A 23,871-nucleotide genomic window follows, 5' to 3' on the forward strand; every position below is an offset into this window, starting at 1 on the left:
CCCGTCCCTGTCAGCCGCCCGGCCGCGGGGGCGGGGGAGACGTCAACCGCCGCAGGAACGCGCGTATCTCCGCGACGAACGCCGGCTGATCCAGCGGCATGTGCCCGCCCGGGACGGTCGTCATGGTGAACCCGGCGTTCGTCTCCCGCGCCCATGCGCGCAGCCCCACCGGATCCGCGAGGGGGTCGTCGTCGCCCGCCGCCGCCCAGACGGGGCAGTCCAGCGGCCCCACCCCGGGCCGCTGGTAGTCCTCGGCGATCTTCAGATCCGCGCGGATCGCCGGCAGGAACAGGTCCGCGACCTCGGGGGTGTTGAGCAACTCCCAGGGAACGCCGCCGAGGGCGTACAGATGCCGCAGCAACTCGTCGGCGGGGAGCCGGTGGAGGGGGGACACCGGATGCGGCAGGGCCGGCCCGTTGCGGCCGGACACCAGCAGCGCGCGCGGACCCGCCGGGCCGGCCAGCGCGTGGGCGGCCTCGAAGGCGAGCAGGGCGCCGAGGCTGTGGCCGTACAGCGCGTAGCTGTCCGGCTGTTCCGCGCGTATCCGGTCGGCGATGTCCTTGACGAGGGTGTCCTTGTCGGACAGCAACGCCTCCGTCCTGCGCTCGCCGTGGCCGGGCAGCTCCAGCGGGCGGACCCGGGCCGTGCCGGACAGGCCGGGAATCCACGGCCGGTAGGCCACGGCTCCGCCGCCCGCGTACGGCAGGCAGTACAGCGTCAGGCCGGACTGCTTCACGGGAAACTCCCTCGGGTTTCGCGGCGGGGCACATCCGCCTGGATCCTAAAGGCGCGGCCCCCGCCGCGCACCGCCCGGCCCGGGGGCCGCGCCGATTTCCGCTCCGAGTACCGGTCGGTATGGGCCGCAGGTGCCAGGGTGGGAAAAAGGATGAGGCACAGTTCATCCATCGGAACGAAGACGGGTGTTGCGGGCCTGACTACTGTCTGGGGGGAACGCGGACTCGACACACATTCCCCCCGGCCGCACGTCGCTCCAGGAGCGCCCATGGCAGACATGACAGATGGCGGGACGCTTTCCGCCGACGAGAAGCTGACGGAAGAGGCCGACACCCTCCTGGCGCAGCTGCTGCTCAGCCCGGAGGGTCACGAGGACCCGTATCCGCTCTACGCGGAATTGCGGAAGAAGGCGCCCGTTTACAAGAGCCAGATGGGCTTTTGGATCGTCACCCCCTACGCGCTGGTGAACGAGGTGCTGCGGAACCAGAAGGTCGGCCGGGACGCGGAGCTCTTCATGGGCGGCCGGTTCGGCGGCGAGTGGAACGAGCACGCCTCCCTGCGCCGCATGGCCTCCGGTCTGCTCTGGTACAACCCCCCCGAGCACACCAGGCTGCGCCAGGCGGTCAACCACGCCTTCACGCCGCGCCGCGTGGAGGCCATGGACCAGACCATGAGGGACCTGGTCGACGAGTACCTGGACCCGCTGGCCGCGGCCGGCGGCGGCGACATCCTCAACGAGTTCGCCTTCCCCCTGCCGCTGGCGACCGTCACCACCCTGCTCGGCGTGCCCCGCGACGAGGCACCGGCGCTGCGCGAGCCCATGCAGGCGTTCCAGAGGACGTTCGAGATCGGCCTGACGGCCGACGAACTCCTCGACGCCGACGAGGGCATGGAGTTCACCCAGAAGTATTTCGCCGAGCTCATCGCCAAGAAGCGCGCCGACCCGCAGGACGACCTGATCTCGGCGCTCATCGAGCTCGAAGAGGCCGGCCAGCTGAGCGCCGACGAGCTGATGACCTTCTGCAACATGCTCGTCTCCGCGGGCTTCGAGACCTCGACCAACACCATCACCGGCATGGTGCTCCAGCTGACCCGCCACCCGGATCAGCTGGAACTGGTGCGGGAGAACCGCGACCTGGTCCACAACACCGTGGAAGAGGTGCTCCGCTACGACCCGCCGATCCAGATCAACGCCCGCATGACGTTCGAGCCGCTGGAGCTGGGCGGCGCCGTGATCCCGCCGCAGGAGACGATCATCGCGATCCTGGGCAGCGCCAACCGCGACCCGGAGCAGTTCCCCGACCCGGACCGCTTCGACATCACCCGGCCGAACATCGCCCACCTCTCCTTCGGCGCCGGAATCCACCACTGCGTGGGATGGGCCATGGCCCACAAGCAGATCGGCATCGCGCTCAACGCCATGCTCGACCGCTTCTCCTCGATCGAGGTCGTCGAGGAGCCCGTCCACCAGCCGCGCGTGACGATGCGGGGTTTCGAGTCGCTCAAGGTCGCCCTGACCAGCAGGTGACCCCACCGCCGGAAAACCACCGAAGAGGAGCACTCTCTTGTCCAAGGTCCAGTTCCTGACCCCGGAGTTCTTCACGGAGGTGGAGAAGCGGGGACAACTGCTCCCGGAACGCGAGAAAATCAACATCACGGTGCAGTACGTCATCCGCGACACACCCGTGGGCGACGAGGTCCGGTATTACTTCCGCATCGTGCGGGGGCGTATCGAGGAGGCCCGGCTCGGAGACGCCGGCACCCCCACCTTCACGATTTCCGCCGCCTACAAGAACAGCGTCCGCGTGCAGCAGGGAAAACTGCACCCGTCCGCCGGTTTCATGACGGGCAGGCTGCGGGCCAGCGGGAACATCGGAAAGCTCATGTCGATGCTGCCGCTCATGCAGTCCGGTGAATTCCAGGGCCTGATGGCGGAGCTGCGGACCATCACCGAGTACTGAGAGGGCCTCATGACGTCATTGGTACCCGCCGGCGGCGCCCCGGACTACCGCGAGGAGCTGGCCAAGGCCCTCGGCACCATCTCGGTGCTCCGGAACGCGCTGGAGGAACGGCAGCGGGCCGCCCGGGAACCGGTGGCGATCGTCGGTGCCGGATGCCGCTTCCCGGGGCGGGTGTCCGACCCGGAGAGCATGTGGCGCCTGCTGACCGACGGCGTCGACGCCATCGGCCCCTTTCCCGCGGAGCGGGGGGACGCGGCACCGTACTACGACCCCGACCCCGAGGCCCCCGCGAAGGCGTACGTCCTCGACGCCGGCTACCTGCCGGACGTCACCGGATTCGACGCCCAGCTGTTCGGCATCTCCCCGCCCGAGGCGGCGGGCATGGATCCGCAGCAGCGGCTCGCCCTGGAGGTCACCTGGGAGGCGCTGGAACGGGCCGGCATCCCCCCGGGCTCCCTCGGCGGCAGCCGCACCGGCGTCTACATGGGCGCGAGCACCAACGACTACGTGCGGCTGCGCCAGGAGTTCGGCACGCCCGAGTCCATCGACCCCTACCAGCTCCTCGGCGAGTCCAGCTTCATCGCCGGACGCGTCGCCCACACCTTCGACCTGCGCGGGCCGGTCCAGGTCGTCGACACCGCCTGCTCCTCCTCGCTCGTCGCCGTCCACCAGGCGGCCACGGCGCTGCGCTCCGGGGACATCGACCTGGCCCTGGCCGGCGGCGTCAACGTCATCCTCTCCCCCTACGGCTTCGTCCTGGTGAGCAAGGCCCGGGCGGTGTCCCCGGACGGGCGCTGCAAGACCTTCGACGCCTCCGCCGACGGCTACGCCCGGGGCGAGGGCTGCGGCGTCGTGGTCCTCAAGCGGCTGTCGGACGCCGAGCGCGACGGCGACGACATCCTGGCCGTCATCCGCGGCACCGCCGTCAACCACGACGGGCGCGCCAGCGGCATCTCCGTCCCCAACGGCCCGGCCCAGCAGGACGTCATCCGCGACGCCCTGCGGGACGCCGGAGTCGAACCGGGCCGGATCGGGTACGTCGAGGCCCACGGCACCGGGACACCGCTGGGAGACCCCGTCGAACTCCGGGCCCTGGACACGGTTCTGGCGGACGGCGGCTCCGCCGCCGGGGGCGCCCCCGTGTACGTCGGGTCGGTGAAGACGAACATCGGCCACCTGGAGGCCGCGGCGGGCATCGCCGGCCTCATCAAGGTGCTGCTGGCCGTGCGGCACGGCCGCGTCCCGCCCAGCCTGCACTTCACCCGCCCCAACCCCAATGTCGACTGGCGCGCCATGCGGCTCGAAGTGGCCACCGGGCTGACCGACTGGCCGTCGCGCGAGGGGCCGCGCGTCGCCGGGCTCAGCTCCTTCGGCGCCAGCGGCACCAACGCCCACCTGGTGATCGAACAGGCCCCGGCCCGCACGGGCGGCGAGGCCCAGCGGGACGAGCCGGCCCCGGAGCCCGCCCCGGCCGCGGACGTCCGCCCGGCCCACCTGCTCCCGCTGTCCGCCCACTCCGAGGCCGCCCTGCGCGACCTCGCCGACCGGTGGGCCGCCTACCTCAAGGACCGGCCCGACGTGCCGCCCCAGACGCTGACACGCGCCGCCGCCCGCCACCGCGACCACCACCGGGTGCGGACCTCCCTCGTCGCCGGCGACACCGCCGGGCTCGCCCGCGGGCTCGCCGAGCTGGCCCAGGGCGTCGGCGCGCCGCGGGCCCGCCGTGCCCTGCCCAAACACCGCGCCAAGGTGGCGTTCCTGTTCCCGGGGCAGGGAGCCCAGTACGCCGGCATGGGCCTGGAACTCCACCGCGGCGAACCGGCGTTCCGCGAGGCGCTGGAGAACTGCGCCGAACTGCTGGGCACCCGGCCGGCGGAGCTGCTGTCCGCGCCGCGCTCGGCCGAGGACACCGCCTGGGCACAGCCCGCGCTCTTCGCCGTGGAGTACGCCCTCGCCGAGCTGTGGCGGTCCTGGGGCGTCGAGCCCGCCGCCGTGATGGGCCACAGCGTCGGCGAGTACGTGGCGGCCTGCGTGTCCGGCGTCCTGTCGCTGGAGGACGCCGTCCGCCTGGTCGAGCTGCGCGGCAGGCTCATGGCGTCGGTGACCGCGCCGGGCGCCATGGTGGCCGTGCCGCTGGGCGAGGAAGCGGCCGCGGAGGCCGTCCACGCCGCCGAGGGGCGGGCCGGCCGGGTGTCGATCGCCGCGGTCAACGGCCCCGGGTCGACGGTGCTGTCGGGCGCGGCCGACGCCGTGGACGAGATCGTGGCGGAGCTCACCGAGCGGGGCGTCGCCCCCAAGCGGCTGAAGGTCTCCCACGCCTTCCACTCGCCGCTGCTCGACGGCGTGCTGGGCGAGCTGGACCGGGCGGCGGCCGCCACGCCCCACGCCGCGCCGGCCGTCCCCCTGGTGTCGAACCTCACCGGAGAACCCGCGACGCCCGAGACCCTGGCCGCACCCGGCTACTGGTCCCGCCACGCCCGGGAGCCCGTCCGCTTCGCCCCCGGCATGCGCGCCCTGTACGACAGCGGCGTCACCGCGTTCGTCGAGGCCGGGCCGGGCCGGACCCTGCTCGGCCTGGGCGCCGCCGCGCTGGGCGACGCCGACCTCATGTGGGTGCCGTCGATCCGCCGGGGCCGCCCGGAGGCGGCCGGGATGCTGACGGGCCTGGGCCTCCTCTACGAGCACGGCGCCGCCGTGGACTGGTCCGCGCTCCACGGCACGGGCCCGGCCTCCTGCGCCGACCTGCCCACCTACCCGTTCCAGCACGAGGCGTACGACGCCGTCGCGGACCGCGGCGGCGGGCCCCGGCCGGGCCGGGCCGCCGCCCCGGCGGGCGATTCCGTGCGCTACGAGATCCGCTGGGAGGCCACCCGCCCGGCGACGGCCCCGGCGCCGGGCGGCCCCGCCCCCGGCCGGACGCTGCTGCTGGCCGACGGGTCGGGGCTGGCGGACCGGCTCGCCGGCAGGCTGACCCGGCTGGGCGGCGAGTGCCACCTCGCGGTGCCCGCCGACGCCCCGGACACCGCCGGGGCCGGCGCCACCGGGACCGTCCACCGGGTTCCGCCGGGCGACGGGGAGGCGCTGCGCGCCCTGCTGCGCTCGCTCGGCCCGCTGGACCGCGTCGTCCACCTCTGGGCGCTGGACGTGCCGCCCGCCGGCCAGGCGACCCCGCTCGACCTGGACAACGCCCAGCGGCTCGGCGCCGAGAGCGTCCTGCACCTCGTCCAGGAGCTCACCGACGGCACCGCCGGAACGCCGCGGCTGTGGCTGGTCACCCGGGGCGCGCGCGGCACGGCCGCGGCCGACCGCCCCGAGGGGCTGGCCGCCGCCCCGCTGGACGGCCTCGGCAAGGTCATCGCGCTGGAGCACAGCGAGCTGTGGGGCGGAGGCGTCGACCTCGACCCGGCCGCGGGCGACGCGGAGCGCGAGGCGGACCGGCTCACCGCCGAGATCCTCGGTCCCGGCCACGACGACGCGGTCGCGCTGCGCGGCGGTGCCCGGCTGGTCCCGCGCCTCGTCCCGGCCGCGGCCTCGGCCGCGCCCGCCCCGCCGGTGGTCCGCGAGGACGCCGCGTACCTCATCACGGGCGGCCTGGGCGGGCTGGGGCTCACCCTCGCGGACTGGCTGACGGGCCTGGGCGCCCGCCACCTCGTGCTGACCGGCCGCGCCGGGCTGCCCGACCGGGCCGCCTGGGAGGACCCCGGGCTGCCCGCCGCGGTGCGCGAGCGCGTCGAGCGCGTCCGCGCCCTGGAGCGGCGCGGCGCCACGGTGACCGCGGTCGCCGCCGACGTCTGCGACGCCGCCGCCATGGCCGACGTCCTGCGGGGCGTCGAGGAGACCGGAAGGACGCTGCGCGGCGTGATCCACGCCGCGGGCACGGCCGGCGCCGCCCTGCTGCGGGACCTCACCCCCGCCGGGCTGCACGAAGTGATGCGCTCCAAAGTCACCGGGGCCTGGACGCTGCACCGCCTGCTCGGCGACGCCCCCCTCGACTTCTTCGTCGGCATGTCGTCGATCGCGTCGGTGTGGGGCTCGGCGGACCTCGGCGCGTACGCCGCGGCCAACCAGTTCCTCGACGCCCTGGCCGCCTACCGCCGAAGCCGGGGACTGGCCGGCCTGAGCGTCAACTGGGGCCCGTGGCACGTCGCCAGCGGGCTGGGCGGCGACGAACTGCTCCGGCGGCTGGAGGCGAACGGGCTGCGCACCCTGGCCCCCGACGCGGCGCTGGGGCACCTCGCGGACCTGCTGGCGCAGGGCGCGACGCAGGCCGTGGTCTGCGACGCGGTGTGGCCGACGCTCAAACCCCTGCTGGAGTCCCGGCGGCCGCGCCCGCTGCTGGACCGGATCAGCGACGACCTCGCGGGCGCCGGCGACGGCGACGGCGGGCGGTACCTGGCCGGGTTGCTGGCCGCCGGGCCGGACGAGCGGGAGCGGTCGCTCGGCGACTACCTCCGCGAACGGCTGGCCGAGCAGCTGGGCCTGCCGGCGGAGGAGTTCACGGAGGACGCCAGCCTCGTCGAGCTGGGCCTGGACTCCCTCGGCGTCGTACAGCTGCTCAACCGCTTCCGCGGCGATCTGGGCGTCCGCCTGGACGCCAGGGCCTTCTTCGAGGAGCCCGCGCCCCGGTGGCCGCGCCTGCTGGCCACCGAGATCGCCCGGCAGCACGAGGGCGACCCGACCACCGACGCGCCAGGGGAGACTCGCCATGACGCCGCCTGACACCGCCGACGCCAACGAAGCCCACGCCGACGCCGATACCGACGCCACCGTCGACGTCGCCGTCATCGGCGCCGGCCTCACCGCGGGCATGCTGGCCGCGGCCCTGGCCCGGGGCGGCGCGAGCGTCCTGGTGCTCGGCCCGGACGGCCCCGTCCGCCCGCACTCGGGGGAACTGAGCGTCCCCGGCACGTCCTTCTTCTACGAGCTGATCGCCGAACGCTTCCAGGTCCCCGAGATCGGGGCCCTCGCCGTCGCCCAGCGGGTACGCGAGGAGGTCTCCGGGGGCAGCGGCGCACAGCGCACCTTCGGCTTCGCCCACCACACGGCCGGGCAGCCGCACGAACGGGCCCACGCCCTGCAGTTCAACGTGCCGTCCGAGCACGGCGACAGCGTCTACTACCGGCCGGAGGTCGACGCCTGGGCGCTGACCGTCGCGGAGCGCCACGGCGCGCGGGTCCACGGCTCGGACCGGGTGGTGAAGGCCGTCGACGAGGGCGACAAGGTACGGCTGGTGCTGGCGTCCGGGGAGGAGCTCCGGGCCCGCTGCGTCGTCGCCACCGACGGGCCGGAACCCGCGGTGGCCGAGGCCCTGGGGGCCACCCGGGAGCCCGAGGGGCCGCCGACCCGGATCATCGGCGCGCACGCGCGCGACGTGCGGCCGTACGACGACGTCGTCCCCCGCCTGGACCGCTCCCGCCCCTGGTGCCAGGGCACCCTGCACCACCTCTTCGACGGCGGCTGGCTCCGCGTCACGCCGCTGCGCAATCAGGGCGACCGGCCGGAGCCCGGGGCGCTGACCAGCGTGGAGCTGTGCCTCGACGCCCGGCGCCATCCGGCGGGAGACGGCGACTGGGCGGAGTTGACGTCGCACGTGGCGCGCTTTCCCTCCGTGGCCGCCCAGTTCGAGTCGGCCTCGCCGGTGCGCGAGTGGCACGCGGAGAACGTTCCCTGGCAGGCGTCGGTCATGGCCGCGGACCGGATGCTCCTGCTGGACCGGGCCGCCGCGGACAGCGCACCGCTGCTGGGCCACGACCTGTACACCTCGGCACAGGTGGTCTTCACCGCCGCGAACGATCTGCTGGAGATGGTGCGGGACGGGGACTTCACCGCCGCCCGGTTCGCCTACCTCGAACGGCTCCAGCGGGGGATCGCCCGCCGGCAGGACCGGCTGACCGCCATGGCCTACGCCGCCTCCGCGGACTTCATGCTGTGGAACGCCGTCTCCCGGGTCTGGCTCCTGGGCACCATGGTGGACGCGCTGACCCTCAAGCGGGGCACCAAGTACCTGCGCGCCGGGGACCGCCCGACCGCGGACGAGGACCTGCGCAGCCGGGACCCCGAGGCCGGGCGGTCGCACCAGCCCCTCGCGCTCTACGACGCGCTGCTGGACCGGACCGCCGCGGAGTGCGAGGCCGCCCGCGACGGCCGGCTGACACCGGCCCGGGCCGCCGCCCGGATCTTCGAGCACATCCGCGCGGAGTCCTTCATCCCGCCGGTCTACGGCTTCGGCAACCCGTGGGACCGGGAGTACGCCCTCAGGTTCCGCAACCGGCTGCGCACGCTGCGCTGGGTCCGGAAGGCGCCGCCCGAGGTCCGGCGCCTGGTGCTGTCGTACGGCGTCCGCGGCAAGGGGAAGCCCCGCGCCTGAGCGAGGGCCGAGCGGGTCCCGGGAGGCGGGCGGCGCCCTCCGGCCGCCCGCCGGCGCCGCGCGGCGGCCGGTCGCCGGGGCGGCCCGCCCCGGCGCCCCCGGCCCGTACCCCCTGCGGCGTGATCGGCGAATCGCTGCCCCGCGCCGCCCCGCGTGGCAGTCTGATCCCATGCCAGCGCCCTCATTCCGCGTCGACTCCGAGGCCGGCCGCCTGCGCCGCGTGATACTGCACCGGCCGGACATGGAGCTGAAGCGGCTCACCCCCAGCAACAAGGACGCCCTCCTCTTCGACGACGTGCTCTGGGTACGCCGCGCCCGCGAGGAGCACGACGGCTTCGCCGACGTGCTGCGCGACCGCGGCGTGCAGGTGCACCTCTTCGGCGACCTGCTCGCCGAGAGCCTCGACATCCCGCAGGCGCGGGCGCTGGTCCTCGACCGGGTCTTCGACGAGAAGGAGTACGGCCCGCTCGCCACCGAGAAGCTCCGCTCCACCTTCGAGTCGCTGGACTCCGCCGCGCTCGTCGAGGCGCTGGTCGGCGGGATGACCAAGCGGGAGTACCTGGCCGGCTTCGCCGAGCCGGCGTCGGTGCGCTTTCACGTCATGGACGAGGACGACTTCCTCCTCGGCCCGCTGCCGAACCACCTGTTCACCCGCGACACCTCCTGCTGGGTCTACGACGGGGTGTCGATCAACGCGATGCGCTGGCCCGCCCGGCAGCGCGAGACCGTGCACTTCGAGGCGATCTACAAGCACCACCCGCTGTTCGCCGGGCCGCAGTCCGGCGCGTTCCACGTCTGGTCCGGCGGCCAGGAGGACTACCCCTCCACCATCGAGGGCGGCGACGTGCTGGTCATCGGCAACGGCGCCGTGCTCATCGGGATGAGCGAGCGCACCACGCCGCAGGCGGTGGAGCTGCTGGCCCGCGGGCTGTTCGCGGCCGGCTCCGCGCGCACGATCGTCGCGCTGGACATGCCGAAGGCGCGGGCCCTCATGCACCTCGACACCGTGATGACGATGATCGACGGCGACACGTTCACGCAGTACGCGGGCCTGGGCATGCTGCGCTCGTACACGATCGAGCCCGGCTCCGGCAGCGACGAGCTGAAGGTCACCGACCACCCGCCGGAGCACATGCACCGCGCGATCGCCGCCGCCCTCGGGCTGGACCGGATCCGGGTGCTGACGGCCACGCAGGACGTGCACGCGGCGGAGCGCGAGCAGTGGGACGACGGCTGCAACGTGCTGGCGGTGGAGCCGGGGGTGGTGGTGGCGTACGAGCGGAACTCGACGACCAACACCTTCCTGCGCAAGCAGGGCATCGAGGTGATCGAGATCCGCGGCAGCGAGCTGGGCCGCGGGCGGGGCGGGCCGCGGTGCATGAGCTGCCCCGTCGAGCGCGACCCGGTCGAAGGGATTGTATAATGATGCGTAGTAACGCATAGATTTCGGGAGCTGGGGACCATGGCGACAGACCTCACCGGCCGTTCCTTCGTCAAGGAGCTGGACCACACCGCCGAGGAGCTGCGCCACCTCCTCGACCTGGCCGCCGAGCTGAAGGCGGCGAAGCGGGCCGGCGCCGAGCGGCGCCGGCTGGCCGGGAAGAACGTCGCGCTGGTCTTCGAGAAGACCTCCACCCGCACCCGCGCCGCGTTCGAGGTCGCGGCGGCCGACCAGGGGGCGTCGACCACGTACCTCGACCCGTCCGGCTCGCAGCTCGGCCACAAGGAGTCGGTGAAGGACACCGCGCGGGTGCTGGGGCGGATGTACGACGCCGTCCAGTACCGCGGCGCCGCCCAGGCGGCCGTCGAGGAGCTGGCCGCGCACGCGGGCGTGCCCGTCTACAACGGCCTCACCGACGACTGGCACCCCACCCAGATGCTCGCCGACGTCCTCACGATGACCGAGCACAGCGCCGGGCCCCTGGACCGGATCGCGTACGCCTACCTCGGCGACGCCCGCTTCAACATGGGCAACTCCTACCTCGTCACCGCCGCCCTCCTCGGCATGGACGTGCGCATCGTCGCACCCGAGGCGTACTGGCCCGCCGCCGCCGTCGTCGCCGAGGCCCGCCGCCTCGCCGCCGCCAGCGGCGCGCGGATCACCCTCACCGCGGACGTCGCCGCGGGCGTCGCCGGCGCCGACTTCGTCGCCACCGACGTGTGGGTCTCGATGGGGGAGCCGAAGGAGGTGTGGGACGAGCGGATCGCGGCGCTGCGCCCGTACGCCGTGACCACCGAGGTGCTCCGCGCCACCGGCAACCCGGACGTGAAGTTCCTGCACTGCCTGCCCGCCTTCCACGACCTCGGCACCGCCGTGGGCCGGGAGATCCACGAGCGGCACGGGCTGACGTCGCTGGAGGTCACCGACGAGGTCTTCGAGTCGGCGCACTCCGTCGTCTTCGACGAGGCGGAGAACCGGATGCACACGATCAAGGCGCTGCTGGTGGCGACCCTGACCTGAGCGCGCGGGCCCCCGGGCCGCCGCGGGCCCCCGCGCGCCCCGACGTATCGCGCGGTCGTGACGACAGTCACGTACGGGTGATAACTTCGGCTTACCGCCACCGCCCGCCACCGTCTGCAGACAGGGGCCGCGCACGATGAGCCCGTTCACCGGATCCGCCGGCAGCACCGAGCAGTGGGAGCACCTCCGGGTCACCGCCGACGACGGGGTCGTCACCGTCACCCTCGACCGCCCCGAGAAGCTCAACGCGCTGACCTTCGAGGCGTACGCCGACCTCCGCGACCTGATCGCCGAGCTGGCCCGCACCGGCGGCACCCGCGCGCTGGTGCTCGCCGGCGCCGGCCGCGGCTTCTGCTCCGGCGGCGACGTGGACGAGATCATCGGCGCCACCCTCGGCATGGACACCGGCCGGCTGCTGGACTTCAACCGCATGACCGGCCAGGTCGTACGGGCCCTGCGCGAGGCCCCGTTCCCGGTCGTCGCCGCCGTCCACGGGGTCGCCGCCGGCGCCGGCGCCGTCCTCGCGCTCGCCGCCGACTTCCGCGTCGCCGACCACAGCGCCCGCTTCGCCTTCCTCTTCACCCGCGTCGGCCTCTCCGGCGGCGACATGGGCGCCGCCTACCTGCTGCCCCGCGTCGTCGGCCTCGGCCACGCCACCCGGCTGCTGATGCTCGGCGACCCCGTCCGCGCCACCGAGGCCGAACGCATCGGCCTCCTCAGCGAACTCGCCGACGAGGGCGGCGCCGACGAGGCCGCCCGGGCGCTCGCCCGCCGGCTCGCCGCCGGGCCCGCGCTCGCGTACGCGCAGACCAAGGCGCTGCTCACCGCCGAGCTGGACATGCCGCTGGCCGCGGCGGTCGAGATGGACGCCGCCACCCAGGCGCTGCTGATGAACAGCGACGACTACGCCGAGTTCCACGCCGCGTTCACCGCCAAGCGGCCGCCGGCGTGGCAGGGGCGCTGAGCGCCGTGGCGGCCGGAACCGCCGCGCGGGTCGCGGTCGTCGGCGGCGGCCCGGGCGGGCTGTACGCGGCCGCGCTCCTCAAGCGGCTCGACCCCGCCCGCGAGGTCACCGTCTACGAGCGCAACGCCCCGGAGGCCACGTACGGCTTCGGCGTCGTGCTCTCCGACGAGACCCTCGGCGGCATCGAGCACGCCGACCCCGTCGTCTACGCCGCGCTCCGGCGGGAGTTCGTGCGCTGGGACGACATCGACATCGTCCACCGCGGCAGCGTCCAGCGCTCCGGCGGCCACGGCTTCGCCGCCCTCGGCCGCCGCCGGCTGCTCGCGGTCCTCCACGAGCGCTGCCGCGAGCTGGGCGTGTCGCTCCGCTTCCGCACCGAGGCCCCGCCCGCCGCCGCGCTCGCCCGCACCCACGACCTCGTCGTCGCCGCCGACGGCGTGAACAGCGCCACCCGCGAGGCCCACGCCGGCGACTTCCGCCCCCGGACCGAGGAGCACCGCTGCCGGTACGTGTGGCTGTCGGCGCCGTTCGCGTTCGACGCGTTCCGCTTCGAGATCGTGGAGACCGAGGCGGGCGTCATGCAGCTGCACGGCTACCCGTACGCCGCCGACGCCTCCACCGTCATCGTCGAGATGCGCGAGGAGGTCTGGCGGGCGGCCGGGCTCGACGGCTGCGACGAGGAGGAGTCGGCCCAGCGGTGCGCCAAGTACTTCGCCGACGCGCTCGGCGGCCGGCCGCTGACCGGGAACAGGTCGCAGTGGACCGCGTTCCGCACGGTGGTGAACGAACGCTGGTGGTACGAACCGCCCGCCGGCGGCGCCGTCGTCCTCCTCGGCGACGCCGCCCACACCGCGCACTTCTCCGTCGGCTCCGGCACCAAACTCGCCGTCGAGGACGCCCTCGCGCTCGCCGCCTGCCTTCAGGAGCAGCCCGGCGTCCCGGCCGCCCTCGCCGCGTACGAGGCCGAGCGCAAACCCGTCGTCGCCTCCACGCAGCGCGCCGCGCACGCCAGCCGCGAGTGGTTCGAGGACCTGGCCCGCCACCTCGGCCGCCCGCCCAGGCAGTTCGCGTTCGACCTGCTGACCCGCAGCCGCCGCATCACCCACGACAACCTGCGGCTGCGCGACCCCGGCTTCGTCGCCGCCGTCGAGCGCGAGGCCGGGGTGCCGGAGGGCACGCCGCCGATGTTCACGCCGTACACCCTCGGCGGGCTGACGCTGCGCAACCGCGTCGTCTGCTCCCCGATGGACATGTACGTCGCCGAGGACGGCCTCCCCGGCGACTTCCACCTCGTCCACCTCGGCGCCCGCGCCCTCGGCGGCGCCGGGCTGGTGATGACCGAGATGGTCTGCGTCAGCCCCCGCGGCCGCATCACTCCCGGCTGCACCGGCCTGTGGTCCGACGAGCAGGAGGCCGGCTGGCGCCGGGTCGTGGACTTCGTACGCGCCCAGGCCCCCGGCGCCGCCCTCGGCGTCCAGCTCGGCCACTCCGGCCGCAAGGGCTCCACGAAGCTGATGTGGGAGGGCATCGACGACCCGCTGCCCGACGGCAACTGGCCCGTCGTCGCCCCCTCCGCGCTGCCGTACCGCGCCGGGCTGAACCAGACCCCGCGCGAGCTGGACCGCGCGGGGATGGACGAGATCCGCGAGCAGTTCGCCTCCGCCGCGCGCCGCGCCGCCCGCGCCGGATTCGACCTGCTGGAGCTGCACTGCGCCCACGGCTACCTGCTGTCCGGCTTCCTCTCCCCGCTCACCAACCGCCGCACCGACGCCTACGGCGGCGACCTCGACGCCCGGCTGCGCTACCCGCTGGAGGTCTTCGACGCGGTACGGGCCGTCTGGCCGGCCGAACGCCCCATGACCGTGCGGATCTCCGCTACCGACTGGGCGGAGGGCGGCACGACCGCCGCCGACGCCGTGGCGATCGCGCGGGCGTTCGCGGCCCACGGCGCGGACGCGATCGACGTCTCGACGGGCCAGGTCGTCGCGGACGAGCGGCCGGCGTACGGCCGCTCCTACCAGACCCCGTACGCGGACCGCATCCGCGCCGAGCTGGGAATCCCGGTGATCGCGGTCGGCGCCATCTCCTCCTGGGACGACGTGAACTCCCTGATCCTCGCCGGCCGCGCCGACCTCTGCGCCCTGGCCCGCCCCCACCTCTACGACCCCCACTGGACCCTGCACGCCGCCGCGGAACAGGGCTACGAGGGCCCGGGCGCGCCGTGGCCGGCCCCGTACCGCGCGGGCAGCCGCAGGCCGCCGACGGGGCGGACGGACGGGCCGAAGCCGAGGCTGACGCTGGGCGGCGACGGCTGAGGCGACACCGGCCTGGGGGAACATCGGTGCAGCGGTTGGCGCCAAGCCGGTTCGGGCCTTGCGCCGGGCCGGGACCGCAGGAATGCCGTGGCCGCCGTCGAGCGGCCGAGGTGCACGGCGGGGACGGCGGTGACGCGCAGGGTGCAGCCCTGTCCGCGTCGTACGGTCACCCCTGTGCCGGGCGCGGCCCGCTCGGCGTCGTCCGGTTCGGTGGCGCGGCCGCCGTGACCGTGCGGCTCGCCGCCGGACGGGACGACGCGGGGCCGGCGGGTGCGAAGCCGGTCAGTCGAGAGGGCGGGTGCGGCAGGTCCGCAGAATCTCGTCGGACAGTTCGGGCTGGACGTGGCTCACGGCGCGGGCGAGGGCCATCGATGCCAAGAACACCGTGAGAGACCTGACCTCCGAGTTCGGCTTCGCCCCCGTCGACCTCGGAACGCTGCGCGAGGGAGGACGCCTCATCCAGCTCGGCGGCCCCCTGTCCGCCCTCCACGCCCTCAAGCAGGACTGACCCCACCCACCGCTCGCGTGCTCCTCGTGTCCGCGCGGAGCGCCTCCCCGCACGAAAGAGCCGTTCATGTCCGACCTGACCTCGATACCCGGCACCCAGCCCCTCCTGCGGCCCGTTCAACTGGGCGCGCCCAAGCTGCCCAACCGCGTCGTCATGGCTCCCATGACGCGCTGCCGGGCCGACAACGAGGAACTGGCCCCCACCGCCCTGCACGCCACCTACTACGCAGCGCGCCGGCGCCGGCCTGATCATCAGCGAAGGGACCTGGGTCGGCGAGGACGCGATCGGCTTGATCGACGTCCCCGACATCTACACCGACGCCCAGACCGCCGGCTGGACCGAGGTCACCGAAGCGGTGCACGCCGCGGGAGGCAGGATCGTCTCGCAACTCGGCCACGCCGGCGCCGCCTCCCACCCGGACCACCACGGCGGCAGGCTCCCCGCCGGCCCTTCGGCGATCAATCCCCACGAGATGTCCTACACCCCCGACGGTCCGAAGGACTCCCTCACCCCACGCGCCCTGAGCGTCGCGGAGATCGCCGCCACGATCCGCACCTACCGGCAGGCGGCCGCCAACGCCCTGCGCGCCGGATTCGACGGCCTGGAGATCCACGCACAGGTGTCCCACCTCGTGGCCCAGTTCCTCAACCCACGGCTCAACCAGCGCACCGACGCGTACGGCGGCACCGGTGAGAAGCGGGCCCGGTTCCTCCTCGACATCGTGGACGCCGTCACCGGCGTGTGGGGCAGCGACCGCGTCGGAATCAAACTCTCAGCCCTACTGGAATCACGGGCCCAACTTCACCGCGGACGCCGAGACGCTGGACGACTACGACCAGCTCCTCAGGCGCCTCAACGACAGCAACCTGGCCTACCTCCACCTCCTCGGCCCGGAACCCGGCACGGAAACCGACACCCACACCGCGTTCACCCGCTACCGCGCCCACTACCAGGGCGCCGTCATTGCCAACCTCGGCTTCACGCAAGCGCGCGGCAACGAGCTGCTCGAACGGCAACTGGCCGACGCGGTTTCCTTCGGCGCCCCGTTCATCGCCAATCCGGACCTCGTCGATCGATTCACCCACGGCCACCCTCTCGCCGCCGACAACCGCGACACGCACTTCGCGCGCGGCGCGGAGGGGTACACGGACTACCCCACAGTGACCGGCCCCTCCCAGTAGTGCGTCGTCAGGTTGCGGTGCGTGAGCGGGGAGAGCGGCCGGGGACCGGTCCTCCGGTGCCCGGACGAACGGCCGTCGGGCACACTGTCCCGGTGGAGTACGTCGGCCGCGTGCCCTGTCCGCCCCTCGACCGGTTCGTCGACGACATCTACTGCCTGACCGGGACGCCGCGCCACCGCCGGATGAACATCCCGCCGATGCCGTCGGCGCACCTGTTCCTCAACCTGGGCGCGCCCGTCCGCCTGCGCGACTCCGACCCCGCGGTGCCGCCGGCCGTGCTGGCCGACGGGTGGTTCATGGGCGTATGGACCAGGCGTTTCCTCGTCGAGTACCCGGCACGGGTGCGGGTCGTGGGCGTGCACTTCAAGCCGTGGGGCATGTCGCCGTTCGTCGGCGTGCCGGCGAGCGAACTGCGGGACCGGTGGGTGCCGGTCGACGCCGTCTGGCAGCGCTCGGTGGACCGGATCCGCAACCGGCTCGGCGACACCGCGTCGGCGGCCGGGACACTGCGGGTGCTGGAAGCGGAGCTGCTGTCGCGGCTGGCCGACGCGCCGGCGCGCGGTCTCGACCTGGTCCTGCACGCGGGCGGACGGCTGGCGACGTCCGACGGCACGGTCCCGATCGGTGCGCTGACCGCGGGCGCCGGGGTGAGCGGCAACCACCTGGCCGCGCAGTTCAAGGCCCATGTCGGGGTCACCCCCAAGCGGGTGGCGCGGATCTACCGCTTCGCGCGGCTGATCCTGTCCGTGGACGCCCCGCGTCCGGTCGACTGGTCGGACCTCGCGCACGCGGCGGGCTACTTCGACCGGGCCCATTTCAGCAGGGAGTTCAAGGACTTCACCGGCCACACCCCGACGGAGTACCTGGCCCTGCGACGCCGCTTCCCCGCCGCGCCGGGCTTCCCGCCGGACGCCGGCCCGATGCCCGCCGATTGATTTCTTACATGCCCGGCCGCCTCCCGGGGCGACAGGATCGGGGGTGCACACGCAGGGAAGGCCGAGGAGGACCCGTGGGCACAGTGATCATGCACAACGTGGTGTCGGTGGACGGCTTCATCGCCGACGACCACGACGACGTCGGCCCGCTCCACGAGTGGTACTTCAGCGGGGACACCCCGATCACCGCGGCCGGCGACCAGGAGTACGACCACTCCGGCACCGGCGGCGGCATCAAGGTCTCCCGGGCGTCGGCGGAGTACGTCCGGCCCATGTGGGAGTCGATCGGCACGATCGTGATGGGCCGCCACTTCTTCGACCTGATGAACGGCTGGGAGGGCAACCAGCCCGCCGGCGACCACGTGGTCGTGGTGTCCCATCGGCCCAAGCCCGCGGGCTGGCACCCCGAGGCGTCGTTCCACTTCGTCGACGGCGTGACGGCGGCCGTCGACAAGGCCCGGGAACTCGCCGGGGAACGGGTCGTCGCCGTGAGCGCCGGCGAGGTGGGCGGCCAGATCCTCGCGGCCGGTCTCGTGGACGAGGTGGCCATGGACGTGGTGCCGGTGGTCTTCGGGTCGGGCAAACGCTACTTCGGGAGCATCGACGGCCGGCATCTGCTGGAGGACCCCCACGTGGTCATCCAGGGCGACCGGGTGCTGCACCTCAGGTTCAGGGTACGCCGCTAGGGCCGCGTCCGGCCGATCACGCCGGGGGCCTCGACAACGGGCGCGGTGGCCGGGGATGCTTCGCGCGATGAACAGAACCGACGACACGCCGCCCGCATGGGACGACCGCACCCAGCTCACCAACTTCCTCGACTACGCACGGGACACCGCCCGCGCCAAGTGCGCAGGCGTCTCCGCTGAGAACGCCCGCAAGGCGCTGCTGCCGGGGTCACCGTTGATGACCATGAGCGGAGTGATCAATCATCTCCGCTGGGTCGAGTACTACTGGTTCCAGGTGGTCTTCCTCGGCGAGGAGGACCGGGCCCCCATGACGGCCGAGGACCCCGACCGCGAGATGCGTATCGCCGTCGACTTCCCGCTCACGCAACTGCTCGACGAGTACGCTGAACACAGCGCCCGCTACCGCGAACTGGTCGCCGGGAACGACCTGGACCAGCAGGCCGAGGGAACCGTCCGCAACGGCCTCCACGTCGACCTGCGCTGGATCCTCCTCCACCTCGTCGAGGAGACAGCCCGTCACAACGGCCACCTGGACATCCTGCGCGAGATGCTCGACGGCACGACCGGCGACTAGACCCGGCGTGAGTCCCGGGATCCGCTGTGCCGCGCGGGCAGTCCGGGCCGACCCGTTGGTGGCCTCCGGCAAGCGCGTGACGGCTCCCGCGTGGCGCAGAACCGCGGGGAGAGGCTGCCGGGCAGCATGGCGGGGTGGCTGATCTGCTTGTGATGACGTGAAGTGCTTCTTCGACCTGGACGTGGTGGGGTCGCTGCCGGACGTGCGTGTCATCCGGTACTCGGCTTCGATGCCGAGGCCGATCGTGTCGTTCTCCTCGAAGATCCGCAGGTCGGGGTGATTGTGGCCGACGGCTGCGGCTGGCGGACCAGAAACGGGTTGGACCGTGCTGGGACGTCAGCCGCCTAGGAGGCCGAGGGCGGCCCGCTGGTAGACCGCGTAGACCTGTGGCAACTCGGCCAGGTGGGCGCGCTCGTCGATACCGTGCAGCCCCTCGTACGGCACCCCGAAGCCGGCCGTGGCGGGAATGCCCTCCCCGGCGAGCAGGTTTCCGATGTTCGACGGCCTCGCGGACCAGCGTCTCGGCGTCGTGCGCGTCGAAGGCCGGGGTGGTGCGGACATCCACGTTGATGTCGACCCGGTCGGGGATGACGGAGAAGCCCTGACCGCCGTGGAAGGCGGTGACCGACAGCTTCGGCGGCAGCGGGAACCCCGGGCCTCCGTGGCCGCCGGGCAACTCCGCGGTGTCCAGGAGCTGCACGAGGTGGGCGGCCCGGGTGATGGCTCCGCTGACGGTCTTGCTGGACCCGGAGTGCCCGGAGGAGGCGTGCACGGTGATCGTCGCTCGCCACAGGCCCCTCCGCCGACCACCACCTCGTCCATACCGGGGTAGCCGATTATCACCCCGGCGGGGCGGGCTGCGGCGGGGTCGGTGAGGTAGGTGCGGGCGCCGCCGAAGCCGCCGGTGTGCTCGTCGATGTCCAGGAGCACCGCGAGTCCGCCGCGCAGGGACTCGGCGCGGGAAGCGAGGTCGGCGGCGATGTGGCAGAACATCGCCGCTGCGAGCTTGGAGTCGGCTGCCCCCGCCCCCGTAGCCAGCCGTCCGCGACATCGCCGGCGGTGGGCGGGAAGGACCAGGCGGTCTCGTCGCCGTAGGGCGCGGTGTCCACGCACGCGTCCAACGTCCACCATGCTCCTGGCCGCCCGCCGGGAATCTCTGCAAGCAGGCCCATCAGGGCACCCGCGCCGTCATACAGATGGCGGTGCGGCAGCCGGCGACCGGCGACCGGCGACCCAGTACTCCAGCACGCCAAGGACGGGCCCGTAGCCGTCGATCCCGCCGCGGCTCGGCCGCCGGATCAGCTCGCTCGCCAGCTCGACCACGGACGCCGTACGATCCCGCGCCGCCTGCGAGTCGTCCAGTTCGAAGGCCGGGTACCGCTCGGCGAGCGCCTTGAAGTTGGGCGGGAGAGTCGTTCTGAGCCCTTCCTGGGCGTCTTCACCCCTTGGCCCGGAGAGGAAGGCGACTGGGCCGATGCGAAGGACAAGGATGGCGGGTACTCCGATTACCCCACCGATCTGCGACCCGTGGAACTCGTCTCGACGGACCTGGTGTCCTGGGGAGAGTCGAAGGGGGGCGACAGGTTCCTCTGGAGTCTGCTCGGGGACGATCCCGAGCATTGGCCGGTCACCGTCTGCTCCCGCAACGGCCCCTGGTGGCACTACGAAGGCGGGGTGGTCCAGTTCCTTGCCGAGCTCTGCGACGGAACCCTGGATCCCTGGGCGCTCCCTGCGGTCAGGCCCGAACTCACCGGCTGGGGCGTCGCGGGCGGCGGCTGGGTAACGGTCTGAGCCGTCTTCTGGTGCGTGCGACGGAGCGGTCCGTTGGGTGACCGTCGGGCTGCGGCCAGAAGGACGGGCCTGCGGGCGAGGCAACCCCGTTGCGAAGTCGCGAAAAAGACAACGGAGCGGTGCGGGGTGCGGGGGTGGGGAGATTTTGTGCGCGTCGGTGTCGATCCGGGCCGGGGCGTTCGTGTAGAGGGTGAGAGGCCGGTACCGAGCCGGTCGCCGGACCTGGGAGTCGTTGTGTCGTACTACCTGCTCGCCATGCACCAGCCCGTCGGGGACCCGCCGCCGCCCGAGGTGCTGGATCCCATCATGCGGGACCTCGGTGCGGTGAAGGACGAGATGAAGGCCGCCGGGGTGTGGGTCTTCGACGGCGGGCTGCACGGGCCGGAGGCGTCGACCGTGGTGCGGATGCGCGACGGGGAGGTGCTCACCACGGACGGTCCGTATGCCGAGGGGAAGGAGCACCTCGGCGGGTTCACCATCATCGACGTGTCCGACCTCGACGCCGCCCTCGTCTGGGCGCGCAAGGAGGCGGCGGCGGTGCGGCTGCTGCCCATCGAGGTGCGGCCCTTCTACGGCTGGGCCGAAGGCTGACCGTGTCGTCCCGGCCCTCCGCCGACGAGATCGACCGGGTGTTCCGCCGGGAGTACTGGCGCGCGGTCGCGGTCCTGGTCCGCCGCTTCGGCGACATCGACGTCGCCGAGGAGGCGGTCCAGGACGCCTTTGCCGCCGCCGTCGACCGCTGGCCCGCGGCCGGGCTGCCGCCCAGCCCGGCCGGCTGGATCATCACCACCGCGCGCAACCGCGCCCTCGACCGGCTCCGCCGCGAGGCCACCCGCGAGCACCGGCACGCCCAGACGGCGCTGGTGTACGGGCCCGGCGTCGCGCCGTACGCGGACGATCCCGCGGCGACCGCCGCCGCGGCCGCCGAGGAGACACCCGTGCAGGACGACCGGCTCCGCCTGATCTTCACCTGCTGCCACCCGGCGCTCGCCCCCGCCGCCCGGGTCGCGCTTACGCTCCGGCTCCTCGGCGGGCTGTCCACCGCCGACCTCGCCCGCGCGTTCCTGGTCCCGGAGAAGACGATGGCGCAGCGGCTCGTACGCGCCAAGGGCAAGATCCGCGACGCGCGCATCCCCTACCGGGTGCCGCGGGACGCCGACCTGCCGGAGCGGCTGGGCGCCGTGCTCGCCGTGCTCTACCTGATCTTCAACGAGGGCCACACCGCCGGTTCCGGCGACGCCCTGGGCCGTCCCGACCTCGGCGCCGAGGCCGTCCGGCTCGGGCGGCTGCTGGCCGGGCTGATGCCGGACGAGCCGGAGGCGCTGGGGCTGCTGGCGCTGGTGCTGCTGACGGAGTCGCGGCGCGCTGCCCGTACGGACGCCCGCGGCGATCTCGTGCTCCTCGCCGACCAGGACCGGGGGCTGTGGGACCGGGAGCTGATGGCCGAGGGGCGGGAACTGGTGCGGCGCTGCCTGCGCCGGAACCGCCCCGGCCCGTACCAGATCCAGGCGGCGATCAACGCGGTCCACAGCGACGCGGGCACCGCCGCGGCGACCGACTGGCGGCAGATCGTGCGGCTCTGCGACCAGCTCATGGCCGTCGCCCCCACCCCCGTCGGGGCGCTGAACCGCGCCGTCGCCCTCGCCGAGACCGCCGGTCCGGCGGCGGCGCTGGCGGAGGTCGACGCCCTGCCGCTCGCGGGGTATCACGTCTTCCACGCGGTACGCGCCGACCTGCTGCGGCGCGTGGGCCGCACGGCGGAGGCGGCGGCGGAGTACACGGCGTCGGCGGCCCGTACGGGCAACGCCGCCGAGCGGGCGTATCTGCTGCGGGCGCGGGACGGACTCTGAGGTCAGGTGAGGACCGACGTGTCGAGGGTGAAGGAGAAGGGGGCGGGGAGTTCGAGTTCCTTGCCGAAGGGCACGCGGATGTGTTGTCGGTAATCTTCCTCGTGGGGCTCGCTGTACAGCGTGGTGGTGGCGTTTGTACGGTCGACGAGCAGGTAGAGCGGGATACCGGCGGCGGCGTATCCGCGCCGTTTGGGGCCGCGGTCCTTGTCCGCGCGGATGGAGGTCACCTCCACGGTCATGACCACACCCGCGGGTTCGGCCCAGGACTCCGCTCCATGAAAACTTCCCCAGGCGCCGACCGTGGCGTCGGGGATGAACCTGCCGTGCGGGGTGATCAGGCCGACCGTCCCCGGCGCGTACAACTGGGTGGCGGACTCACGGGCGATCAGCCACGTGAGCTTGCCCACGATGTCCTCGTGGTCACGGTCTGGCGGCGGGGACACGACGATCTCACCCTCGATCAGCTCGGCGCGGCAGCCCTCCGGCGGCTCAAGCTCAAGGAAGGCGGCGAGCGTCGGGTCCTCCTCCGCCGAGCCGGGGCGCTCGGTCGCGGTCATAACCACCACTGCTCCTCCTGAGTCGTCCGGTCCGCCACGGCCAGAGTAGCTGTGGCTGCAGGGCACTGTCGGTCGTATCAACGACTCATCGTGTCGGTTGGTCACGGTGTGTGAAGCGTCGCGCTCACGAAATCCGCCGCCGGCCCCCGCAGCCGGTCGTGCAGGGCCGCGAACACCTCCGCGGCCCGTGCGCCCGGCCAGTCCCGCGGCAGGACCTCGGGGGGCAGCCCGGGGTCGGCGTACGGGAGGTGGCGCCAGGCGTCGAGGGCGAGGAGGTAGTCGCGGTACGCGTCCTCGGCGGACGCGGCGGACGCGGCGGACGCGGTGCTCGCCGTCCACCGCCGCAGCACCGGCTCGTGCGCGTCCAGGAACGCCTCGTGCAGCTTCGCCGTCGCCGGCAGGTCCCACCACCGCGCCACCGCCTCCGGCGTCGGCGTGAAGCCCTCGTGCGCGCCGCGGAAGAGGTCGACGTACGGGGCGAGTTCCAGGCGGCGCAGGGTGTGCCGGGTCTCCTCCGCGACGTGCGCGGGCGCGATCCACACGCCCGGCGCCGCCTGGCCGAAGCCGAGGCGGGCCAGGCGGGAGCGCAGCAGGTGCCGCTTGCGGCGTTCGGACTCCGGGACGGAGAACACCGCCAGCAGCCAGTCGCCGGGGCTCGCCGGGGTGTCGCGGCGGTAGATGCGGCGGTCGCCGTCGTCGAGGAGGGTGCGCGCGGAGGGGGAGAACTCGTACGCGGCCTCGCCCTCGTGCCGTACGGGCAGCAGCAGCCCGCGCCGCTTGAGCCGGGACACCGCCGACCGCACCGCCGGCGCGTCCACGTCCACCGCCCCCAGGAGCCGGATCAGCCCGGCCACGGGCACCCGCCCGGAGCCCGCGAAGCCGCCCGGGTCGCCGGCGTCCGGGCCCCGGCCGGGATCACCGCCCCGGCCGAACGCCCCGTAGAAGCTGACGATCAGGGACCGCGGGGTCCGTTCTGCTGCCACTCG

Annotated in this window: 19 protein-coding genes and 2 pseudogenes; 17 read left to right on the top strand and 4 right to left on the bottom strand. The window is 73.7% G+C overall.

Annotated elements, in window-relative coordinates:
* Nucleotides 1-10 precede the first annotated feature (10 nt).
* Nucleotides 11-736, bottom strand: coding sequence for a thioesterase II family protein (locus ACHZ99_RS15010; protein WP_420305057.1), 726 nt, complete (start codon nucleotides 734-736; stop codon nucleotides 11-13).
* Nucleotides 737-1,003: 267 nt separating this feature from the next.
* Between ACHZ99_RS15010 and ACHZ99_RS15015 the strand changes: the two genes are divergently transcribed.
* From ACHZ99_RS15015 to ACHZ99_RS15080, 14 genes and pseudogenes are all read left to right on the top strand, one after another.
* Nucleotides 1,004-2,263: a cytochrome P450 gene (locus ACHZ99_RS15015; protein ID WP_420305058.1), complete on the top strand. Its 1,260-nt coding sequence runs from the start codon at nucleotides 1,004-1,006 to the stop codon at nucleotides 2,261-2,263.
* 37 nt (nucleotides 2,264-2,300) lie between these two features.
* Nucleotides 2,301-2,696 carry an SCP2 sterol-binding domain-containing protein gene (locus tag ACHZ99_RS15020; RefSeq protein ID WP_420305059.1) on the top strand — a complete coding sequence of 132 codons (396 nt, stop codon included), beginning with the start codon at nucleotides 2,301-2,303 and terminating at the stop codon, nucleotides 2,694-2,696.
* Between the two features lie 9 nt (nucleotides 2,697-2,705).
* Nucleotides 2,706-7,415, top strand: a complete 4,710-nt coding sequence (locus tag ACHZ99_RS15025) for an SDR family NAD(P)-dependent oxidoreductase (RefSeq protein WP_420305060.1) — start codon at nucleotides 2,706-2,708, stop codon at nucleotides 7,413-7,415.
* Complete coding sequence (locus tag ACHZ99_RS15030; protein WP_420305061.1) at nucleotides 7,402-9,063, top strand: hypothetical protein; 1,662 nt, start codon at nucleotides 7,402-7,404, stop codon at nucleotides 9,061-9,063. Before ACHZ99_RS15025 ends, ACHZ99_RS15030 begins: the two co-directional genes overlap by 14 nt.
* Nucleotides 9,064-9,232: 169 nt before the next feature.
* Nucleotides 9,233-10,486, top strand: coding sequence for an arginine deiminase (locus tag ACHZ99_RS15035; protein WP_420305062.1), 1,254 nt, complete (start codon nucleotides 9,233-9,235; stop codon nucleotides 10,484-10,486).
* A 39-nt stretch (nucleotides 10,487-10,525) separates the two neighbouring features.
* A complete protein-coding gene (argF, locus tag ACHZ99_RS15040) occupies nucleotides 10,526-11,524 on the top strand; it encodes an ornithine carbamoyltransferase (protein ID WP_420305063.1) in 999 nt (332 codons plus the stop codon).
* 136 nt (nucleotides 11,525-11,660) lie between these two features.
* On the top strand, nucleotides 11,661-12,488 hold the full coding sequence (locus tag ACHZ99_RS15045; RefSeq protein ID WP_420305064.1) for an enoyl-CoA hydratase family protein: 828 nt from the start codon (nucleotides 11,661-11,663) through the stop codon (nucleotides 12,486-12,488).
* Nucleotides 12,489-12,493: 5 nt separating this feature from the next.
* On the top strand, nucleotides 12,494-14,803 hold the full coding sequence (locus ACHZ99_RS15050) for a bifunctional salicylyl-CoA 5-hydroxylase/oxidoreductase (RefSeq protein ID WP_420305065.1): 2,310 nt from the start codon (nucleotides 12,494-12,496) through the stop codon (nucleotides 14,801-14,803).
* 385 nt (nucleotides 14,804-15,188) lie between these two features.
* Nucleotides 15,189-15,311, top strand: a complete 123-nt coding sequence (locus ACHZ99_RS15055) for a hypothetical protein (protein WP_420305066.1) — start codon at nucleotides 15,189-15,191, stop codon at nucleotides 15,309-15,311.
* 289 nt (nucleotides 15,312-15,600) lie between these two features.
* A pseudogene (locus ACHZ99_RS15060) lies at nucleotides 15,601-16,032 on the top strand (alkene reductase); the annotation flags it as partial.
* Entirely contained in the window at nucleotides 16,001-16,492 is a 492-nt protein-coding gene (locus tag ACHZ99_RS15065) for a hypothetical protein (RefSeq protein ID WP_420305223.1), read from the top strand. The pseudogene ACHZ99_RS15060 and the gene ACHZ99_RS15065, both read left to right, overlap by 32 nt.
* 92 nt (nucleotides 16,493-16,584) lie before the next feature.
* Nucleotides 16,585-17,427, top strand: coding sequence for a helix-turn-helix domain-containing protein (locus ACHZ99_RS15070; RefSeq protein ID WP_420305211.1), 843 nt, complete (start codon nucleotides 16,585-16,587; stop codon nucleotides 17,425-17,427).
* 74 nt (nucleotides 17,428-17,501) lie between these two features.
* The gene (locus ACHZ99_RS15075) at nucleotides 17,502-18,113 is read left to right on the top strand and encodes a dihydrofolate reductase family protein (protein ID WP_420305068.1); all 612 of its coding nucleotides are present in this window, start codon (nucleotides 17,502-17,504) and stop codon (nucleotides 18,111-18,113) included.
* Between the two features lie 67 nt (nucleotides 18,114-18,180).
* On the top strand, nucleotides 18,181-18,687 hold the full coding sequence (locus ACHZ99_RS15080) for a DinB family protein (RefSeq protein ID WP_420305070.1): 507 nt from the start codon (nucleotides 18,181-18,183) through the stop codon (nucleotides 18,685-18,687).
* 336 nt (nucleotides 18,688-19,023) lie between these two features.
* Here the strand turns inward: ACHZ99_RS15080 and ACHZ99_RS15085 are convergent.
* Nucleotides 19,024-20,049: pseudogene (locus ACHZ99_RS15085) on the bottom strand (M20/M25/M40 family metallo-hydrolase).
* Nucleotides 20,050-20,214: 165 nt separating this feature from the next.
* Here ACHZ99_RS15085 and ACHZ99_RS15090 point away from each other — a divergent pair.
* From ACHZ99_RS15090 to ACHZ99_RS15100, 3 genes are all read left to right on the top strand, one after another.
* Entirely contained in the window at nucleotides 20,215-20,478 is a 264-nt protein-coding gene (locus ACHZ99_RS15090) for a hypothetical protein (RefSeq protein ID WP_420305224.1), read from the top strand.
* A 234-nt stretch (nucleotides 20,479-20,712) separates the two neighbouring features.
* On the top strand, nucleotides 20,713-21,069 hold the full coding sequence (locus tag ACHZ99_RS15095; protein WP_420305072.1) for a YciI family protein: 357 nt from the start codon (nucleotides 20,713-20,715) through the stop codon (nucleotides 21,067-21,069).
* Between the two features lie 2 nt (nucleotides 21,070-21,071).
* A complete protein-coding gene (locus ACHZ99_RS15100; protein ID WP_420305073.1) occupies nucleotides 21,072-22,328 on the top strand; it encodes an RNA polymerase sigma factor in 1,257 nt (418 codons plus the stop codon).
* Between the two features lie 2 nt (nucleotides 22,329-22,330).
* Here ACHZ99_RS15100 and ACHZ99_RS15105 read toward each other — a convergent pair whose 3' ends face one another.
* Both ACHZ99_RS15105 and ACHZ99_RS15110 read right to left on the bottom strand, forming a co-directional pair.
* A complete protein-coding gene (locus tag ACHZ99_RS15105; protein ID WP_420305074.1) occupies nucleotides 22,331-22,885 on the bottom strand; it encodes a Uma2 family endonuclease in 555 nt (184 codons plus the stop codon).
* Nucleotides 22,886-22,986: 101 nt separating this feature from the next.
* The gene (locus tag ACHZ99_RS15110) at nucleotides 22,987-23,868 is read right to left on the bottom strand and encodes a PaaX family transcriptional regulator C-terminal domain-containing protein (RefSeq protein ID WP_420305075.1); all 882 of its coding nucleotides are present in this window, start codon (nucleotides 23,866-23,868) and stop codon (nucleotides 22,987-22,989) included.
* Nucleotides 23,869-23,871 lie beyond the last annotated feature (3 nt).

It is taken from the genome of Streptomyces sp. MAR4 CNX-425, from assembly GCF_048656465.1.
In the GTDB taxonomy this organism is placed as follows: domain Bacteria; phylum Actinomycetota; class Actinomycetes; order Streptomycetales; family Streptomycetaceae; genus Streptomyces.

What these genes read in the sequence shown, in the direction of transcription:
- ACHZ99_RS15015 (WP_420305058.1), top strand. Translation starts at nt 1,004, where the DNA reads ATGGCAGACATGACAGATGGCGGGACGCTTTCCGCCGACGAGAAGCTG.
- ACHZ99_RS15025 (WP_420305060.1), top strand. Translation starts at nt 2,706, where the DNA reads ATGACGTCATTGGTACCCGCCGGCGGCGCCCCGGACTACCGCGAGGAG.
- ACHZ99_RS15030 (WP_420305061.1), top strand. Translation starts at nt 7,402, where the DNA reads ATGACGCCGCCTGACACCGCCGACGCCAACGAAGCCCACGCCGACGCC.
- ACHZ99_RS15035 (WP_420305062.1), top strand. Translation starts at nt 9,233, where the DNA reads ATGCCAGCGCCCTCATTCCGCGTCGACTCCGAGGCCGGCCGCCTGCGC.
- argF (WP_420305063.1), top strand. Translation starts at nt 10,526, where the DNA reads ATGGCGACAGACCTCACCGGCCGTTCCTTCGTCAAGGAGCTGGACCAC.
- ACHZ99_RS15045 (WP_420305064.1), top strand. Translation starts at nt 11,661, where the DNA reads ATGAGCCCGTTCACCGGATCCGCCGGCAGCACCGAGCAGTGGGAGCAC.
- ACHZ99_RS15080 (WP_420305070.1), top strand. Translation starts at nt 18,181, where the DNA reads ATGAACAGAACCGACGACACGCCGCCCGCATGGGACGACCGCACCCAG.
- ACHZ99_RS15105 (WP_420305074.1), bottom strand. Translation starts at nt 22,885, where the DNA reads ATGACCGCGACCGAGCGCCCCGGCTCGGCGGAGGAGGACCCGACGCTC.